The organism is Nocardioides sp. (assembly GCF_024509035.1).
In the GTDB taxonomy this organism is placed as follows: Bacteria; Actinomycetota; Actinomycetes; order Propionibacteriales; family Nocardioidaceae; genus Nocardioides.
In genome coordinates, this window is sequence record NZ_JANINT010000132.1 from 1 (window position 1) to 17,213 (window position 17,213).

The following is a 17,213-nucleotide window of genomic DNA, read 5'->3' on the forward strand; positions in this document are numbered from 1 at the left end:
CTGAGGCCTGAGAGGTTCCGGGGAGGAATTGCCCCTTCGGCGCCCCGCCCGCTGCTCGCGGCCGGGGACTCTCCCGTGCAGGAGTGTCAGCTCGACCAATCTACCTCGAAACCCCCACGACGACCTCGACCCGCCCGAAAGTGCTGAGCCCGGGCGGGTCGAGGTGGAGGACGTGGCGGCGGTGGGTCAGCCGGTCTTGCGGGCCGCCCGACGGGCGGCGAGCTCGTCGCCGGCGGCCGGGGTGGCCTCGGGCTCGGCGGTGCGCTCGCTGGGCAGCTCGGCGAGGGTGCCCTCGATCTCCTGCCACACACCGCCGATGGCGATGCCGAACACGCCCTGCCCACCCTGGAGCAGGTCGATGATCTCGTCGTTGCTGGTGCACTCGTAGACCGAGACGCCGTCGCTCATGAGCGTGACGCGGGTCAGGTCGTCGGTGCCGCGCTGGCGCAGGTGCTGGACCGCCGTACGGATCTGCTGCAGCGAGATGCCGGCGTCGAGCAGCCGCTTGACGACCTTGAGCAGCAAGATGTCCTGGAAGGAGTAGAGACGCTGGGAGCCGGAGCCCTTGGCGCCGCGCACGGTGGGCTCGATCAGCCCGGTGCGGGCCCAGTAGTCGAGCTGGCGGTAGGAGATGCCCGCGGCGTTGCAGGCTGTCGGACCGCGGTAGCCGGTGTCACTCGGCAGCGGGGAGACGTCGTCGGTGAAGAGCAGGCCCTGCTCCTCGGCGACGTGCGCAGCCAGGGCCGCCTCGGCGTTCTCCGACTGCTGCTCGTTCTCGTTCACACGGTCCTCCGTGGGCTACTCCGTTGTGCGTAAATCCCGGGGGGAAGGTGCCGCGCGGCCCGGCAAGCCCGGGGCACCACACGGTGGGAGTTACAACAGAGACACTTCAAGGTAGGCCCCGTCCGCAGACCCGTCAAAGACGTGCCCGGCGTGTCGCAACCCTCACCCTCTACTTGAGGGTCAGTGTTTAGGGTCGATTCCGGCTGCCGTTTGGTCACCAACGACATCGGTTCGCGCCTGATGTCTGTCGTTGGTGACCAAACGACATCGATCCGCCCCTCGGGGACCGCGCCGACCTCGTGGCTGGTCCAGGCTGCGGTTTGGTCACCAACGACACGTGGGAGCGCTCCCGGCCTGCGGTTGGTGACCAAACGACATCATTTCCGAGCCGCGGAGCGCAGCCACGATCCCGTTGGGGTGACCGAAGCGGGCCGTCGAGCGACGACAACGCAGCCAGGTGCGTGCCCTCGGTGCGCTCAGGGCTCGGTGGGGGCGTCGAAGTCCTCGGGGGTGACCTGGTCGAGGAACTCACGGAACTTCTCGACCTCGTCCTCCTGCTCGGCCGGGACGGCGAGCCCGGCCTCGTCGAGGACCTCCTCGGCGCACACGATGCGGGTGCCGGTGCGCAGCGCTAGGGCGATCGAGTCGGAGGGACGGGCGCTGACCTCGGCCCCGGAGCCGAAGACCAGGTTGGCGAAGAACACGCCGTCCTTGACATCGGTGATCTGCACCTCGGTGAGCTCGTTGCCGGTCGCCTCGAGCACGTCCTTCATCAGGTCGTGGGTCAGCGGCCGCGGTGGGATGACGCCCTGCTGGGCGAACGCGATCGCCGTCGCCTCCGCGGCACCGATCCAGATGGGGAGGTAACGCTCGCCCGAGACCTCGCGCAGCAGCACGATCGGCTGGTTCGAGGGCATCTCCACCCTGACTCCCATGACATCGACTTCGCGCACGTCACCACAGTAACCCCCGGCGCCAGCGCACGTCGTGGGCTCAGGTCGTGCGGAGCCCGGCCTTGACCAGGGTGGCGTGCAGTCGCACCGAGAGGGCCGCGATCTCGCTGACCGTCTCCTCCGCCCGCGCCTTGGCGGCAGCGTCGCGACCGCGCTTCTGGGGCGCGACGACCTGCTCGACCAGACCGACCTCGCGGTCGGCCGCGGTCTTGTAGGCCCGCAGGTGGCGCGGCTCGAAGCCGTAGTCGGCGAGCTCGCGGGCGGTCTGCGCGATCACCAGGGCGTCGGTGTCGTAGTGGCCGGTGCCGGTGCGCGGCGTGATCAGCCCGAACTGCTCGAGCTGGTCGAGCAGCTCCTCGGTGATGCCGGCGATCTTGACCAGCTCGCGGCGCGAGATCCGCACGTGGTCGCTGCGGCGGAACGACGCGGGGCTGGGCAGCCCGTCGGCGGCCAGCGCGACCGTCGGCACGGTGGGCACCACCGGCTCGATCGGTGGCGGCTCGAGACCACGGTCGATCGCGTCGAGGTGCTCGCCGATCACCTTCAGGGGCAGGTAGTGGTCGCGCTGCATCCGCAGCACGTAGCGCAGCCGCTCGACGTCGCCGTGGGAGAACTTCCGATAGCCGGCAGGCGTCCGCTCGGGCTTGATCAGCCCCTTGTCCTCGAGGAAGCGGATCTTGGGGATCGTGATCCCCGGGAAGTCGGGGCGCAGCTGGTCGAGCACCTGCCCGATGTTCATGCGCGCCCGCGCGGTCGAGGAGGCGCCCGTGGCTGCGGACACGTCCCCGCTCACCTGCCCGCGTGTCCGGAGAAGAACACCAGGCGGTACTTGCCGATCTGCACCTCGTCGCCGTCGGTGAGCTGCACCCGGTCGATGCGGTCCCGGTTGACGTAGGTGCCGTTGAGGCTGCCCACGTCGCTGACGGTGAAGGTGTCGCCGGAGCGGTGGAACTCCGCGTGCCGACGCGAGACCGTCACGTCGTCGAGGAAGATCTCACTGTCGGGATGGCGACCGGCGTTCACCACGTCGTCGTCGAGGAGGAAACGGCTGCCCGCACCGGGGCCGCGCTGGACGACGAGCAGGGCGTGGCCGGCCGGCAGCGCGTCGACCGCCGCCGCGTCGACCGCGTTGAGCTGACGGTCGGAGGTCTCGACCTTCTCCCCGCCCAGGCCGATGGCGATCGTTGCCGTGGACTCCCCCGAGCCCTCGGCGCCACCGGGGGTGGACGGCGCGGGCGTGGACGGGGCCCCTGCCCCGGGCGTGACCAGGCGGGTCCCGCACTGGGCGCAGAAGCGAGCGTCGTCGGGATTCTGCGTGCCACACGCGGTGCAGAACGGCATCGGTCTGTCCTTCGGTCGGGGGCAAACCCTCAAGGCCGGGTTGAGGTTGACGGTTGCTCCGAACCTATCAGCCTCACCCCGGCGATCAAGGACGATCCCGGTGACTGCCGGCCGCCGGGAGCGAAACGCTCAGCCCTCGAGCGACCCCTCGTACGTCGAGGCGTCGAGCAGGCCGTCCAGCTCGGCCCGGTCGCTCGGGACGACCTCGAAGAGCCAGCCACCGCCGTACGGGTCGTTGTTGACCAGCTCGGGGGTCGTGTCGAGGGCGTCGTTGCGGGCGACGACCTCGCCGGAGATCGGCGCGTAGACGTCGCTGACCGACTTGGTGGACTCGAGCTCGCCGCAGGTGCTGCCCGCGGTCACGCTCTCCCCCAGCTCGGGGAGCGAGACGTAGACGATGTCGCCGAGCGCGTCCTGGGCGTAGTGGGTGATCCCGATCCGGACCGAGCCCTCGTGCTCCCCGGGCTCGCGCACCCACTCGTGCTCGGTCGTGTACTTCAGGTCGTCGGGGTACAAGGCGTCTCCTCCTGAGTGGACCGCCGGCACGGGCGGGGAGTGGGGTGCTCCAGCGGTGAGATTACTGCGATGGGTCCGGTACGGCGTACTCCGGTTCGGTCGGCTTGACGACGCTCTCGATGTCGAGCGAGGCGAGCTTGTCGACCGTCACGCTCGCGCCGTCGTCCTCGAACAGCTGGCGCGGTCCGTCGGGGAACTCGACGCCGGAGCTGGTCAGCGTCTGCGGCTCGCCGATGACGTCGATGACGTACGGCGAGGTGACCAGCTGTCCGCCGATCAGCAGACCTCCCGGGGCGTCCTCCACGGCGGTGCTCACCACCACCCGGACCTGTCCGTTGACCTGGATGGCCTCGGCGCCGGCGGTGCGCAGCTCCTGGAAGGTGTCGACCATGCTCTGTACGTCGACGGTGCCGGTCTCCTCCGTCACCGTGAGGCGGATGCCGGGCCCGGTTACCGGCACGAGGCCGGCGAGGATCGCCAGCTGGTCCGCCTGTTCCTGCGCCTGGGCGAGCGCCGCCTCGCGCGAGCCCGTCTTGGACAGCAGGTCGTCGCGGGCTCGCTGCAACCGCGCGATCTGCGCCTCCGTGCGCTGGCTGGTGCCGGCGAGCCCGTTCAGCACGTTGATGAGGTCCTGCTCCCGGAGGCTGCCGTAGGTGTTGTCCACCTCGGTGAAGCGCACCTGCGTGACCGCCGCGAACCCGAGCGCGGCGAGCAGGACCGCCACGATGACCTGACCGCGCGAAGGGCGCACGAGCGCGCTCAGCAGCCGCTCACGACCGGTGCTCTGGTCGTCGGTGTCGGTCGCGCCGGCGTGCGCGGGCACGTCGTTCGGTCGCTGATCGGGCACGTGGTCAGGCATGGAACAGGTGCCTTCGGATGGCGGCGGCGTTGGAGAAGATCCGGATGCCGAGGACGACGACGACGCCGGTCGTGAGCTGGCCACCCACCCCGAGCTTGTCGCCCAGGAAGACGATCGCGGCAGCGATCACCACGTTGCTCACGAACGACACCACGAAGACCTTGTCGTCGAAGATGCCGTCGAGATAGGCGCGCAGCGCGCCGAAGACAGCGTCGAGGGCGGCGACCACCGCGATCGGGAGGTACGGCTCCAACGACGGGGGGACGTCGGGCTGGAACACCACGCCCAGCACGATCCCGACCAGAAGCCCGAGTGCGGCGATCACGGCATGTCCTCCTTCCGAGGATCCTGCTTGTCATGCATCTTGTGCTGCGCTGCCGTCCCCGCGACGGCGTAGCTCATCCGCAGCAGGCGCTGGGGAGCCGCGGGCAGCGAGAGTCGCTCCACATTGTCCATGCTCACGGGCAGCCCGAAGCGAGCAGCCGTGTCACGGAACAGCAGTCCACTGCTCGTCTGCATCAGGTCGGCCTGCAGGGTCCCCCGGTCGCCGATGGCCTCGACGACGTACTTGGGCGAGAGGGTGCGGTTGTTGCCGACCACGCGGATGGCCGCGCCGGAGTTGGCGAGCCCCGACCGCGCGGTGAGCCGCTGCCCGTTGATCGCGATGGCCTCGGCGCCGGCGTTCCACAGTCCGTCGACCAGCGCCCGCAGGTCGGCGGCGCGGACGGCGTCATTCGGACCGTCGCCGACGGTGACGCGCACCCCCGGACCTGTGACCGCCTGCAGGCCGGTGACGACGCCCAGCCGCTCCACGCGAGCCAGCGCGGACTGCGAGGAGGCGGTGATGTCGTCGAGATTGTCCTGGAGCGAGACGTTGAGCTCCTGGAGGTCGAACAGGCGCTCCTCCAACGTGGCGACGTCGTCGCGCCGCTCCTCGATGTTCGCGATGAGCGAGGCCCGGCTGGCGGTCTGGATGCCCGCCTGCTGGGAGTTCTGGACCGCCGCCACGGTGACGAGCAGGCCGAACGCGGCCAGCACGACGGTCGCCGTGCCGAGCGTACGACGCCGCGTCGATCCCCCGCCCTGGCTCGCCCGGCGCTCCGCGACGTGTCGGTAGTCCTCGTCGAGCGACTGCTGGGTGATGAGCGTGAGCAGCGGGATGCTGACGCGCTCGGCGGGGGTCGGCTCAGGCATCCGGAGCGCCCACGCCCTCGTGCCGTCGCTCGGTGGTGGCGAGCAGGGTGCGCACCTGCCAGGCGTAGAGCAGTCCGGCCCACCAGTAGAGGCCGATCCCCCACAGCGCGAAGGCCCAGCCGAAGACGTTGGCCAACGTGGCGACCGTCCCGTCGCCGTCGCCGAGCAGCAGCAGCGGGAAGGCGTAGAGCAGGTTGAACGTCGCGGCCTTGCCGAGGAAGTGGACCGGAAGCGCGCTGTAGCCGCGGGTCCGCAGCAGCGGCACCAGGCCCCACAGCAGGAGGTCGCGCAGGGGCAGCGACACCGCGGCCCACCACGGGATCACCTCGCGCAGCGCCAGGCCGACGACCACCGCCAGGATGTAGAGCCGGTCGGCGACCGGGTCGAGGATCTGGCCGAGCGTCGAGGTCTGGCCGAGTCGGCGTGCGAGGTAGCCGTCGAGGAAGTCCGTCACGCCGGAGACCATGAGCAGGGCAAGCGCCCAGCCGTCGGCCTCGGGCCCGAGGACGAGCCAGAGGAACACCGGCACGCCGGCGAGCCGGATCAGGCTGAGCACGTTGGGTAGCGTCCACACGCGGTTGCGCGTCGAGTCGTCCGCCACTGCTCGCCTGTCTGCCCGGGTGCCCTGCCGAGGCCACCCTACTGGCCGTACCGCCGCGGACGCGTCAGGCGTGGTCCTCGAGGTGCGCGGCGTCGCGGATCTCGCCGACCAGCTCCTCGATGACGTCCTCGAGCGTGGCCAGACCCAGCGTGCGGCCCTCGACGTCGACGACCCGGGCCATGTGTGCGCCCCGCCGCTGCAGCGTCTCGAGCGCACCGTGCAGCGGCTCGTCGGCGACGACCGGGGCGAAGGGACGGATCCACCGGTCCGCCACCGGCCGCGACCGCCGCTCCTCGTCGGGCTCGAGCACGTCCTTGATGTGGAGGTAGCCGACCAGCGAGCCGTCGGCCCCTGTCACGGGGAACCTGCTGAACCCGGTGGCCGCGCAGAGCGCCTCGACCTCCGCCCCGGTCGCGCCGCGCGCCACGGTGGTCAGCGAGTCCGGCGGCATCAGCACGGCGGCGACGGTCTTCTCGGTGAACCCCAGCGCCCCCGCCAGCCGGTCGTACTCGTCGGCCTCGAGCAGCCCCTCGCCCCGGGACTCCTCGACCAGCGCCGCGACCTCCTCGCGGGTGTACGTCGAGCTCACCTCGTCGGTCAGCCGGGCGCCCATGAGCCGCAGCACGCCCGAGGCGATCGCGTTGATGACGACCACCACGGGACGCAGCACGGTCACGATGCCCCAGATGGGCGGCCCGAGCACGAGCGCAGCACGGTCGGGACCGGCGAGCGCGATGTTCTTCGGGATCATCTCGCCGAGCACCACGTGCAGGTAGACCACGACGCCGAGCGCGATCACGAACGAGGTCGGGTGGAGGAACGACTCGGGGACGTGGGCGGCGTGCAGGACGGGCTCGACCGCGTGCGCGACCGCGGGCTCGCCGACCGCACCGAGCACCAGGGAGCACACCGTGATGCCGAGCTGGTTGACGCCGATCACCAGCGAGATGTTCTCCATCGCCTTGATCGTCGTGCGCGCCATCCGCGATCCGGCCTCCGCGCGCGGCTCGAGCTGGGTGCGGCGGGCCGACACGAGCGCGAACTCCGCGCCGACGAAGAACGCGTTGCCGAGCACGAGGAGGATCGCCAGGGGGATCGCGGTCGCCGGGCTCATCGGGAGCCTCCCTCGCCGTGGCGGTGCGCCGCACGGCCCTCGCCGCCCACGGGTCCGTCGTCGGCCCCACCGTCGAGCAGGCGCAGGGTGAGGCGGTCGATCCGGAGGCCGTCCATCCGGGCCACCGTGAGGACGGCGAGCCGCTCCGCCGGCTCGTCGGGGTCGGACCGGTCGGGCACGCTGACCTCGGCCAGGTCGCCGACCTCGGGCACCCGGCCGAGGACGCGGAGGACCAGCCCCGCGATCGTGTCGTAGTCCTCGTGGTCGGGCAGTGCGATGCCGGTGAGGTCCTCGACCTCGTCGGGCCGCAGCAGACCCGAGAGCGACCAGGTCCCGTCGCGCTGCAACCGCCCCTTGGCGCTGAGCCCGTCGTGCTCGTCGGCGATGTCACCGACGATCTCCTCGACCACGTCCTCGAGGGTGACGATCCCGGCGAACCCACCGTACTCGTCCATGACCACCGCGAGCTGGAACCCGTCCTTGCGCAGCAGGGCCAGCAACGGGTCGAGCCGCAGGGAGTCCGGGACGACGATCGGCTTGGCCATCAGGTGCTTGACCTTGGTGGTCGCGCGCTCGTAGACGGGCAGCGCGACGGCGTTCTTGACGTGCACCGTGCCCACGACGTTCTCCTCGGCGTCCAGCACCGGGAAGCGGGAGTGGCCGGTGGCCCGAGTCAGCTCGATGACCGCGCTGGCGCGGTCGTTGGCCTCGAGGCTGTTCGAGCGCACGCGGGGCGTCATGATCTCGCCGGCCGTGCGGGCGCCGAACTCCACGGAGCGCTCCATCAGCTCGGCGGTCTCCACGTCGAGGGTGCCGAGGTCGGCCGAGCGCTGGATCAGCGAGGCGAGCTCGGTCGAGCTGCGCGCCGAGCGGAGCTCCTCCTGGGGCTCGATGCCCAGGCGACGGACCACGGCGTTGGCCGAGCCGTTGAGCACCCGGATGGGCCCGCGGGCCAGCGCCGTGAACGATCGCTGGAACCTCTGGGTCGCCCGCGCGACCTCCATCGGCTTGGCCAGGGCCAGGTTCTTGGGCACCAGCTCGCCGAAGATCATCGTGAGCACCGTCCCGAGGGTCAGGCCGATGCCGACCGCCACCGGGGTGATCGCGCCCTCGGGCGTGCCGAGCGAGCGCAGCGGCCCGTCGATCAGCTCAGCGATGGCGGGCTCGGCGAGGTAGCCGATGGCCAGGTTCGTGATCGTGATGCCCACCTGCGCCCCGGAGAGCTGGGTCGACAGGCTGCGCAGGGCCTGCTGGACGCCGCTCGCACCGCTGTCACCGGCCGCGGCGGCGCGCTCGACCTGGCTGCGGTCGACGGTGACGAACGCGAACTCGGCAGCGACGAACACGCCGCAGGCGAGGATCAGGAGCAGCGCTGCCACCAGCAGCACCCACGCGGTCATCGTCGCTCTCCCTGCGAGGAGAGCCGGGGACTTTGAGAGCCGTCCATGAGCTGGGCGTCGGGTCCTCACTGGGTTTCGGGTCTGGTGCCCCAGCACTCTACCGGCGTCGGGGCCGCGACGACATTCCTCGAACAGGCCCGAGACGACCGATCGACGCTTACGCTGGTCGCTCCATGTCCACCTCTCGGTCTCGGGCCCGGTCTCGGGCACTTCCCCCGGTCTCTCGCCGCGCCGTCGTGGCGAGCGCTGCCACCGGCGTGGCCGCCGGGACCGTCGTCGGTGCGGGCACCGGGAGGGCCGCGGCCGCCTCCTCGGCGTACAGCCCCGCCCACTACCGCGGTCGACCCCTGCTCGGCACTGCGGCCCGACACCTGGTCGGGCGCTTCTCCTACGGCGTGACGCCCACCCTGGCCGCGCAGGTCCGAGCGGCCGGCGGCGCCCAGAAGTGGTTCGCGGCCCAGCTGCGTCCCGCGTCGGTGTCCGACCCCGGCACCGAGGCGCTGCGCGACTGGTGGCCGAGCCTCTCCCGCGGCGCCACCGAGCTGTGGCGGCGCCAGCGCGACGACGTCGAGGGCGTGTGGGAGGTGATGTTCGACTACCAGCGCTGGGTGCTCGTGCGCCGGATGCGTTCGCGCTGCCAGGTGCTCGAGGTGATGACCGAGTTCTGGGAGAACCACTTCAACGTGCCGGTCAACGGCGACGCCCAGGGCGTCTGGCGACGGCAGTACGGCGACGCCATCCGCAGCCGTGCCCTCGGGCGGTTCGAGGACCTGCTGCAGGCGACCATCACCCACCCCGCGATGCTGATCAGCCTCGACAACGTCGAGTCCACCGAGCGGCACCCCAACGAGAACCTCGGCCGCGAGCTGCTCGAGCTGCACACCGTGGGCCGGGGCGCCTACGACGAGGGGGACGTCAAGGCGTCCGCGCGGATCCTCACCGGGTGGAGCGTCGACATGTGGGACACCTTCCAGGCGGAGTACCGCCGCGCCTGGCACGCGACCGGACCGGTACGGGTGATGGGCTTCAGCCACCCCAACGCCGACCCCGACGGTCGTGACGTCACGCGCGCCTACCTGACCTACCTGGCCCACCACCCGAGCACAGCGCAGCGGATCGGCCGCAAGCTCGCGGTGAAGTTCGTCAGCGACGACCCGCCGCAGCAGCTCGTCGACCAGCTCGCCCGGGTCTACCTCGACCACGACACCGAGATCGCACCGGTGCTCAGGTCGCTGGTGTCCTCCACCGCGTTCCGCACCTCGGTCGGGGCCAAGGTCCGCGACCCGGGAGAGGACCTCGTCGCCTCCTACCGCGCCCTGGACCTGCGGCTCACGGCACCTCCCGCCGGCGACGCGGGCGACGAGCACGCCGCCAACGCGCTGCTGTGGCAGGTCGACGGCATCGGCACCAAGCCCTTCGACTGGCCCCGGCCCGACGGCCAGCCGGTCGACAACCGGTCCTGGGCCTCACCGTCGCGGATGCTGGCCTCGATGGACCTCCACCTGAGCCTGTCCGGGGGCTGGTGGCCGACCGAGGGCGTCCGCTACCACCCGCCGGCCTGGTGGGTGCCTGACTTCCCGATGCGCTTCGACCTGCTGGTCGACCACCTCTCGCAGGTCCTCCTCCACCGTCGCTCCACCTCCCAGCTGCTCGAGGCGTGCTGTCTCGCCGTCGACGTCGGTCCGCGCGAGCGGATCACCCGCGACCACGGCCTGGTGAAGTGGAACATGCCGCGGCTGCTCACCACGTTCCTCGACTCCCCCGCCTTCCTGACCCGGTGACCACCATGAGCCGACCCTGCTGCCCCGAGTTCGCGCGGGTCTCGCGCCGCGGCCTGTTCTCGGGCGTGGTCGCGCTCGCGGGCGCCACGACCGTCGTGGGCTCGGCCGCGATCACCACCTCCGCCTCCGCGCTCACGCCCGCCCGGTCCGTGCTCGTGGTGCTCTCCCTGCGCGGCGCGGCCGACGGGCTCTCGCTGGTGGTCCCCCACGACGACCCGGTCTACTACTCCTCGCGGCCCGACATCGCCGTCCCCACCGATCGTCTCCTCGTCAAGGACGGCAAGTTCGGCCTCCATCCCGAGCTCGCCCCGCTGCTGCCGCTGTGGCAGAGCGGCCGGCTGGCCGCCGTCCACGGCACCGGGCTGCCGGCGCCCAACCGGTCGCACTTCTCCGCCATGGAGGAGGTCGAGGACGCCGACCCCGGCTCGGACGCCCGCACCGGCTGGCTCAACCGGCTCATCGGCACCGACGCCGGGACCTCCCCGCTGCAGGGCTTCAACGTGGGCGGAGGCGTCGTACCGACCTCGCTGTACGGCACCCAGGCCGTCATGTCCGCCGGCGACGTCGACTCGGTGCAGATCCCGGGCGACGACAAGTGGGACACCACCAAGGGACGGCGCGCCTCGCTGCACCGTCTCTGGGACGCCGACCCCAGCACGCTGGGTACGGCGATGCGCTCGTTGTTCGGGGCGCTCGACGACTTCGCACCGGTCCGCGAGGCCGCCGACCACCGCGCGTCCTACCCGCGCACCGACCTGGGCCGAGCCCTCTGCGAGGTGGCCCGCGTCATCCGCGGCGACGTCGGCGTCGAGGTGATCACCGTCGACCAGGGCGACTGGGACATGCACGCCGACCTCGGCAGCTCCGAGCGCGGCTGGCTCCGCGACAACACCCGCGACCTCGCCACCGCGCTCGCCGCGTTCTTCGACGACCTCGGCGACCAGTCGGACAAGGTCACGCTGGTGACGATCAGCGAGTTCGGCCGCCGGGTCGCCCAGAACGACAGCTACGGTCTCGACCACGGCTACGGCAACGTCATGTTCGTCGCGGGCGCCGGCGTCCGCGGCGGCCGCTACTACGGCACGATGGCCCCGCTCACCGGCGACGTCGACTCCGACGTCCCGGTGACCACCGACTACCGCAGCGTGCTCGCCGAGGTCGTCGCGACCCGGTTCGGGGCCTCGACCGCCGCGGTGTTCCCGCGCTTCTCCCCCGAGCCGGTCGGGGTGATGACCTCGCTGTGACCCGGCGCGGGGACCGTCGACAAGAACCTGTTCTATCTGCGAGCGTGTCGGGCGTGCGCGTCATCCAGTGGGCCACCGGCGGCGTCGGCCGGGCGGCCATCGAAGGAATCCTGCAGCACCCCGAGCTCGACCTGGTCGGCTGCTGGGTGCACAGCGCCGACAAGCACGGCCTCGACGTCGGCGAGATCCTCGGCACCGACCCGATCGGGGTGCGCGCGACCAGCAGCGTGGAGGAGATCCTGGCACTGCCGGCCGACGCGGTGCTGTACGCACCGCTGATCCCCGACCGCGACCAGGTCGCCGCGCTGCTGCGCGCGGGCAAGAACGTCGTGACGCCGGTCGGCTGGTTCTACCCCACCGAGAAGGACGGCGCGCCGCTCGCGGCGGCCTGCGCCGAGGGTGGGAGCACCCTGCACGGCACGGGCATCAACCCGGGAGGCATCACCGAGCTCCACCCGTTGATGTTCTCAGCGCTCTCCTCCTCCGTCACCTTCGTGCGTGGCGAGGAGTTCTCTGACATCCGCACCTACAACGCACCGGACGTGGTGCGCCACATCATGATGTTCGGTGGGCCTCCGGAGGAGGCGATGGGCGGGCCGATGCTCGGCCTGCTCTCCGGCGGTTTCGTCCAATCGGTGCGGATGTGCCTGGACGCGCTGGGGTTCTCCCGGGACGCGGAGATCCGCACCTCACAGGAGGTCGCGGTGGCGACCGCCCCGATCCAGACCCCCATCGGAGTCATCGAGCCGGGACGCGTGGCGGGCCAGCGGTTCGTGTGGGAGGCGTTCGTCCGCGACGCGTGCGTCGTACGCATCGCGGTCAACTGGCTGATGGGCGAGGAGCACCTCGAGCCGGCGTGGACCTTCGGTCCCCAGGGCGAGAGGTTCGAGGTCGAGGTGCGTGGCGACCCGAACACGTTCGTCACCATCAAGGGCTGGCAGCCGGAGACCGTCGAGGAAGGGCTCGTCCGCAACCCGGGCGTGGTCGCGACCGCACTGCACTGCGTCAACTCGATCCCGTACGTCGTGGCCGCCGAGCCCGGGATCCGGACCTACCTCGACCTGCCGCTCATCGCCGGGCGGGCGCACCCCGACCTTCGCTGACGGCCACGGGACGCCGCGGGGTCGGCCGGGCCGGGGCGGTGGGGCCGAGCCGGGCGACCATCTGGGGCACGTGCCCGTGGACGACTGCGCCCAACCGGGCTCGGAGCGCGGGGCTGGCCTCGCACGGCTGGTTCTCGAAGGCGGCGGAGAGTCCCTCCCGTGTCGCCGTGAGCAGCACCCGTTGGAGCGCCTGGCCGGCGCAGAGCCAGTCCTCGGGCTCGTCCTCCTGGGTCGCCAGCACGACCACGGCCGGCGCCTCGGACACCAGGCGCGCGTCGGTGGCGCCCAGCCGGCGGCCCAGGTCGAGGTGCGCCACCACGAACCGGGTCGGCACCAAGGAGGCGACCGAGACCGGCAGCCCGTCGCCACCGTGCCGGATGCGGAACCAGCGGGCGAGCTCCCGGCGCCATCCGCGGTCGCACCACAAGACGTGGTCCGCCTCGCCCACGAGACCCGCGACGGAGTTGCGCTGCAAGGCGTCCATCACGTGGAGGATTGCCCCCTCGGCCGCCGCCGCGGCCGTGAGCGTCGCGAGGGTCCGCGCGTCGACCGTCGCCCGCTCGAACGGACCGTGGTGCGTACGTCGCGTGGCGACAGCGTCGTAGAGGTCGGCCTCGTCGCCGGGTGCGTCGGTCAGGTGCACCGTGGCCAGGTGGTCGGGGTCGGTGTCGCCCTCGGGGTAGGGCTGGACGATCGTGCCCATCCCGGCGTGCGCGGCCGCCACCCGGAGCGCGAAGAGCGCGGCCCCACAGCTGATGACGAGCTCGCGGCCGCGGGGGTCGTTGACCGGCAGGGCGCGGGCCCGGTCCGCGTAGAGCTCGACGCGGGACTCGTCGGACGCGACCGCCCACCGCCACGGCTGGGTGTTGTGCGACGACGGCGCCCAGGCGGCTGCTGCGACGAGCTCGGTGATCGACATGGGACCTCCCATGTCCGAGCCTGACGGGCGGGGCGATCGGGAGGTCAGGGGCGAAGGTCCGCCGGTCGGGAGGCGGTGGACCCGGACCTACCTCCGGCGGGTGTCGCGGGGGCCGTTCCGGTCGCCCTGCTGGCCGGTCTGCTGGCCGGTCTGCTGGCCGGTCTGCTGGCCGGTGTCGGGCCCGGTGTCCTGGCCTCGATCGACCTGCTGGACCGAGCTCTCGTCGTGCTGGAGCCGGTCGAGCGCGTGTTGGACGTCGGCGACCTGCACCATCGTGCAGACGGCGGCGATCGCGATCACGAGTGCGGTGGCGATGGCGTGCAGTACGTCGCGCATCTCAGTCCCCCCAGACCTGGTGATGCGGGTTGATCCCCTCTGCCACCCATGATGCCACCGGCCCGGATGCTGCGCCGCGATCGCAGCGTGATCTTCGCGACGGCCCCCGGGTCACCGACCGTCGTCGTTTGGTCACCAACGACATCCCCCGACCCGAGATCTCTGTCGTTGGTGACCAAACCGCAACAGTCCGGCGCGCGAGCCCGCTGCCGGCCGTGCGTCGGCGCGCGGCTACTTGCGGATCGACTCCAGGCGCCCGACGGCCTCCTCGAACTCCGCGACGAGACCGGCCATGACCTCGGCGACCGGACGCACGTCGTTCATCCGACCGACGATCTGCCCGATCGGCATCGAGATGACGTCGGGGTCGCCAGAGGCGTTGATCCGGTTGTGGGCATCGGCGACCAACAGGTTCTGCAGCGGCATCGGCAGCGGCTCGGGAGCCTCCGCCTCGGCCCAGGCCTCGGTCCACTTCGTCTTGAGCAGCCGCGCCGGCTTGCCGGTGTAGATGCGGGTGCGCACGGTGTCGGAGGAGGTGGCACGGGTGAACGCCTCGGTCCACCCGGCGTTGGACTGCAGGTTCTGGTACTCCTCGGTGCCGAGCCAGATCGAACCCGTCCACACACCCTGCGAGCCCAGGGCCAGCGAGGCGGCGACCTGGCGGCCGGAGCCGATGCCGCCGGCGCCGAGGACCGGGACGTCGGGACCGACGGCGTCGACGATGTCCGGCTGGAGCACCATGCTGGCGATCTCGCCGGTGTGCCCACCGGCCTCGTAGCCCTGCGCGACGATGATGTCGACGCCGTTGGCGACGTGGGAGCGGGCATGCTTGGCCGCGCCGGCCAGCGCCGCGACGAGGATGCCGTGCTCGTGGCACTTCTCGATGACGTCGACCGGCGGCGAGCCGAGCGCGTTGGCGATCAGGACCGGTCGGTGGTTGAGCGCGACGTCGAGGTGCGAGCGGGCCACGGAGTGCAGCCAGCCGAGCACGCCGTCGCGGCCCTCGCCCTCGGGGAGCGGAGGCACGCCGAGCCGCTGCAGGGTGCGCTCGACGAAGCTGATGTGCTCCTCGGGGATCATCGTCTTCAGGTCCACCGAGGTGCCCTCGGTCGGGATCTTCATCGGCATCACGATGTCGACGCCGTACGGCTTGCCGTCGGTGTTGTCGTCGAGCCAGCTCAGCGTGCGCTCGAGCTCCTCGGTGTCGTTGAAGCGGACGCAGCCCAGCACGCCGAGGCCGCCCGCGCGCGACACCGCCGCGGCCACGTGCTCGGAGGGGGTGAACGCGAAGATCGGGTAGTCGATCCCGAAGGTGTCGCAGATCGGGGTACGCATGGTCATCTCTCCTGAGATCTCCTGCAATCGAGGGTGTGCGTCAGACGGAGGTGGGGTCCACGACGGCCGCCTTCGCGGCGAAGCCGGCCATCGCCAGCTCCTTGGCCCGCGGGTACTGCGCCTTGCCGGTGGCGTTGCGGGGGATGCGGTCCACGATCGTCAGCGAGCGCGGCAGCTTGTAGCCGGAGAGGAACTCGCGCAGGTACTCGCGCAGCTCCTCCAGCTCGAGGCTCGAGCCCTCGCGGAGCTCGACGACGGCGGCCACGGCCTGGCCGTACTTCTCGTCGGGGATCCCGACCACCAGGACGTCGTAGACGGCGGGGTGGCCCTTGACCGCCATCTCGACCTCCTCCGGGTAGACCTTCTCGCCGCCGGTGTTGACGCAGTTGGACCCTCGCCCGAGGAGCGTCACGCGGCCGCCCTCCTCGATCCGGGCGAAGTCGCCCGGCACCGAGTAGCGGTCGCCGTCGACCTCGATGAACGTCGCCGCGGACTTGACCGGGTCCTTGTAGTAGCCGACCGGCACCGAGCCACCGCGGGCGAGCCGACCGGTGCGACCGACGTTGCTCTCCATGTCGAGGATCTTGTTGTCCTCATCGAGCACGACGCTGCCCGGACCGAGCGCGACGACGGGTCCGTCGGTGGAGATGTTGTTGGGGTCCTGCATGCCCATGCCGCCGAAGCCGGTCTCGGTCGATCCGACCGAGTCGGTGAACACCGCGTTGGGGAAGGCCGCCATCCACCGCGCCTTCACCGGCGGGCTGAAGATCGCGGCGCTGCTGGAGATCGCGAACAGGCTCGATCCGTCGAACCCGCCGGCCTCGTAGGCCTCGATGAGGGGACGGGCCATCGCGTCGCCGGTCATGAAGATCAGCTGGACCTTCTCGCGGTCGATGATCTCCCAGGTGCGCACCGGGTCGAACTTGGGCTCGAGGATCGTCAGGTGCCCGGCGAACAGGTGCATCAGGAGGCCGGCCTGGGCGCCGCCGTGCATGAGCGGGCTGAGCGGGAACGTGACCATCCGCGGGTCCGTGGCCTGCTTGGACTGGTCGTACTCCTCCATCAGCGCGCCGGTGTAGAAGTCGATCCCGCCGCCCAGCACCCGCCAGAAGTCCTCGTGGCGCCACATCACACCCTTGGGGAAGCCGGTCGTCCCGCCGGTGTAGATGATGTGGATGTCGTCGGGGCTGCGCTCGCCGAAGTCGCGCTCGGCGCTCTGGCCGGCCATCGCCTCGTCGTAGTGGACACCGCCGTACGACGAGAAGTCCGACCGGTCCGCGGGGTCGAGCGCGTCGTCGAGGACCACGGCGACGCCCAGCTTCTCGTGCTTGGGCCAGCACTTGGCCACCAGCGGCGCGTAGGAGCGCTCGTGGATGAGTGCGACGACGTCGGCGTTGTCGAAGATGTAGTCGAGCTCGCTCTCGACGTAGCGGTAGTTCACGTTGATCGTCGTCGCCCGGATCTTGACGATCGCCAGCGTCGCGACGACGTGCTCGATGCTGTTCTTGGCGTAGATCGCCACGTGGTCACCCGCACCCACACCCTGGGCCTGCAGGTAGTGCGCGAGCCGGTTGGCGTCGGCCTCGAGCTCGGCGTACGTCACGGCCCGGTCACCGACCTTGAGGGCGAGGTTCTCGGGGGCGGCGTCGACTGCGTGTTCGAAGAGGTCAGCGATGTTGTGAGCCACGGCGCGAGACTAGAACACGTTCTTGTTTTTGGCTAGCATCGCGCTCC

18 protein-coding genes and 1 riboswitch are annotated in these 17,213 nt (G+C 71.2%); of the genes, 3 read left to right on the plus strand and 15 right to left on the minus strand.

Annotated elements, in window-relative coordinates; translation table 11 throughout:
• A riboswitch (glycine riboswitch) is annotated at positions 1-86 on the minus strand. This riboswitch is flagged as partial in the annotation.
• A 100-nt stretch (positions 87-186) separates the two neighbouring features.
• The 11 genes from Q0L15_RS10675 to Q0L15_RS10725 all read right to left on the minus strand — a co-directional run bounded on the left by Q0L15_RS10675 (position 187) and on the right by Q0L15_RS10725 (position 8,761).
• Complete coding sequence (locus Q0L15_RS10675; RefSeq protein ID WP_366939566.1) at positions 187-741, minus strand: MerR family transcriptional regulator; 555 nt, start codon at positions 739-741, stop codon at positions 187-189.
• A gap of 518 nt (positions 742-1,259) precedes the next feature.
• Positions 1,260-1,736 (minus strand): bifunctional nuclease family protein, encoded by a 477-nt coding sequence (locus Q0L15_RS10680; protein ID WP_296604241.1) that lies wholly within the window; start codon positions 1,734-1,736, stop codon positions 1,260-1,262.
• A gap of 40 nt (positions 1,737-1,776) precedes the next feature.
• Positions 1,777-2,517: a MerR family transcriptional regulator gene (locus Q0L15_RS10685; RefSeq protein ID WP_296604242.1), complete on the minus strand. Its 741-nt coding sequence runs from the start codon at positions 2,515-2,517 to the stop codon at positions 1,777-1,779.
• 8 nt (positions 2,518-2,525) lie between these two features.
• The gene (locus Q0L15_RS10690) at positions 2,526-3,077 is read right to left on the minus strand and encodes an FHA domain-containing protein (RefSeq protein WP_296604244.1); all 552 of its coding nucleotides are present in this window, start codon (positions 3,075-3,077) and stop codon (positions 2,526-2,528) included.
• A 129-nt stretch (positions 3,078-3,206) separates the two neighbouring features.
• Positions 3,207-3,593, minus strand: a complete 387-nt coding sequence (gene gcvH / locus Q0L15_RS10695; protein ID WP_296604246.1) for a glycine cleavage system protein GcvH — start codon at positions 3,591-3,593, stop codon at positions 3,207-3,209.
• Between the two features lie 61 nt (positions 3,594-3,654).
• A complete protein-coding gene (locus Q0L15_RS10700) occupies positions 3,655-4,452 on the minus strand; it encodes a DUF881 domain-containing protein (protein ID WP_296604247.1) in 798 nt (265 codons plus the stop codon).
• Positions 4,445-4,777 carry a DUF1290 domain-containing protein gene (locus Q0L15_RS10705; RefSeq protein ID WP_296604248.1) on the minus strand — a complete coding sequence of 111 codons (333 nt, stop codon included), beginning with the start codon at positions 4,775-4,777 and terminating at the stop codon, positions 4,445-4,447. Before Q0L15_RS10705 ends, Q0L15_RS10700 begins: the two co-directional genes overlap by 8 nt.
• The gene (locus Q0L15_RS10710) at positions 4,774-5,646 is read right to left on the minus strand and encodes a DUF881 domain-containing protein (protein WP_296604249.1); all 873 of its coding nucleotides are present in this window, start codon (positions 5,644-5,646) and stop codon (positions 4,774-4,776) included. Before Q0L15_RS10710 ends, Q0L15_RS10705 begins: the two co-directional genes overlap by 4 nt.
• Entirely contained in the window at positions 5,639-6,247 is a 609-nt protein-coding gene (locus Q0L15_RS10715; RefSeq protein ID WP_296604251.1) for a CDP-alcohol phosphatidyltransferase family protein, read from the minus strand. Before Q0L15_RS10715 ends, Q0L15_RS10710 begins: the two co-directional genes overlap by 8 nt.
• A gap of 64 nt (positions 6,248-6,311) precedes the next feature.
• On the minus strand, positions 6,312-7,361 hold the full coding sequence (locus Q0L15_RS10720; RefSeq protein ID WP_296604252.1) for a hemolysin family protein: 1,050 nt from the start codon (positions 7,359-7,361) through the stop codon (positions 6,312-6,314).
• Positions 7,358-8,761: a hemolysin family protein gene (locus Q0L15_RS10725; protein WP_296604253.1), complete on the minus strand. Its 1,404-nt coding sequence runs from the start codon at positions 8,759-8,761 to the stop codon at positions 7,358-7,360. Before Q0L15_RS10725 ends, Q0L15_RS10720 begins: the two co-directional genes overlap by 4 nt.
• A gap of 236 nt (positions 8,762-8,997) precedes the next feature.
• On the opposite strand from Q0L15_RS10725, the gene Q0L15_RS10730 reads away from it, so the two are divergent.
• From Q0L15_RS10730 to Q0L15_RS10740, 3 genes are read left to right on the plus strand one after another with little or no spacing between them, the layout of a single operon-like run.
• A complete protein-coding gene (locus Q0L15_RS10730; protein ID WP_296604254.1) occupies positions 8,998-10,542 on the plus strand; it encodes a DUF1800 domain-containing protein in 1,545 nt (514 codons plus the stop codon).
• 5 nt (positions 10,543-10,547) lie between these two features.
• Positions 10,548-11,786 (plus strand): DUF1501 domain-containing protein, encoded by a 1,239-nt coding sequence (locus Q0L15_RS10735; protein WP_296604281.1) that lies wholly within the window; start codon positions 10,548-10,550, stop codon positions 11,784-11,786.
• A gap of 53 nt (positions 11,787-11,839) precedes the next feature.
• Positions 11,840-12,889 (plus strand): hypothetical protein, encoded by a 1,050-nt coding sequence (locus Q0L15_RS10740; protein WP_296604255.1) that lies wholly within the window; start codon positions 11,840-11,842, stop codon positions 12,887-12,889.
• On the opposite strand, the gene Q0L15_RS10745 is transcribed toward Q0L15_RS10740, so the two are convergent.
• From Q0L15_RS10745 to Q0L15_RS10760, 4 genes are all read right to left on the minus strand, one after another.
• Complete coding sequence (locus Q0L15_RS10745; RefSeq protein ID WP_296604256.1) at positions 12,855-13,808, minus strand: nitroreductase family protein; 954 nt, start codon at positions 13,806-13,808, stop codon at positions 12,855-12,857. The two genes, Q0L15_RS10740 and Q0L15_RS10745, sit on opposite strands and share 35 nt — an antisense overlap.
• An 87-nt stretch (positions 13,809-13,895) precedes the next feature.
• Positions 13,896-14,144 carry a hypothetical protein gene (locus tag Q0L15_RS10750; protein WP_296604258.1) on the minus strand — a complete coding sequence of 83 codons (249 nt, stop codon included), beginning with the start codon at positions 14,142-14,144 and terminating at the stop codon, positions 13,896-13,898.
• A gap of 231 nt (positions 14,145-14,375) precedes the next feature.
• On the minus strand, positions 14,376-15,479 hold the full coding sequence (locus Q0L15_RS10755) for a nitronate monooxygenase family protein (protein ID WP_296604259.1): 1,104 nt from the start codon (positions 15,477-15,479) through the stop codon (positions 14,376-14,378).
• A gap of 40 nt (positions 15,480-15,519) precedes the next feature.
• Positions 15,520-17,166 carry an acyl-CoA synthetase gene (locus Q0L15_RS10760; RefSeq protein ID WP_296604260.1) on the minus strand — a complete coding sequence of 549 codons (1,647 nt, stop codon included), beginning with the start codon at positions 17,164-17,166 and terminating at the stop codon, positions 15,520-15,522.
• Between the last annotated feature and the right edge of the window lie 47 nt (positions 17,167-17,213).

Coding starts and splice junctions, on each gene's coding strand:
- Q0L15_RS10690 (WP_296604244.1), bottom strand. CDS start 3,077: ATGCCGTTCTGCACCGCGTGTGGCACGCAGAATCCCGACGACGCTCGC.
- Q0L15_RS10710 (WP_296604249.1), bottom strand. CDS start 5,646: ATGCCTGAGCCGACCCCCGCCGAGCGCGTCAGCATCCCGCTGCTCACG.
- Q0L15_RS10720 (WP_296604252.1), bottom strand. CDS start 7,361: ATGAGCCCGGCGACCGCGATCCCCCTGGCGATCCTCCTCGTGCTCGGC.
- Q0L15_RS10700 (WP_296604247.1), bottom strand. CDS start 4,452: ATGCCTGACCACGTGCCCGATCAGCGACCGAACGACGTGCCCGCGCAC.
- Q0L15_RS10735 (WP_296604281.1), top strand. CDS start 10,548: ATGAGCCGACCCTGCTGCCCCGAGTTCGCGCGGGTCTCGCGCCGCGGC.
- Q0L15_RS10755 (WP_296604259.1), bottom strand. CDS start 15,479: ATGCGTACCCCGATCTGCGACACCTTCGGGATCGACTACCCGATCTTC.
- Q0L15_RS10750 (WP_296604258.1), bottom strand. CDS start 14,144: ATGCGCGACGTACTGCACGCCATCGCCACCGCACTCGTGATCGCGATC.
- Q0L15_RS10725 (WP_296604253.1), bottom strand. CDS start 8,761: ATGACCGCGTGGGTGCTGCTGGTGGCAGCGCTGCTCCTGATCCTCGCC.
- Q0L15_RS10745 (WP_296604256.1), bottom strand. CDS start 13,808: ATGTCGATCACCGAGCTCGTCGCAGCAGCCGCCTGGGCGCCGTCGTCG.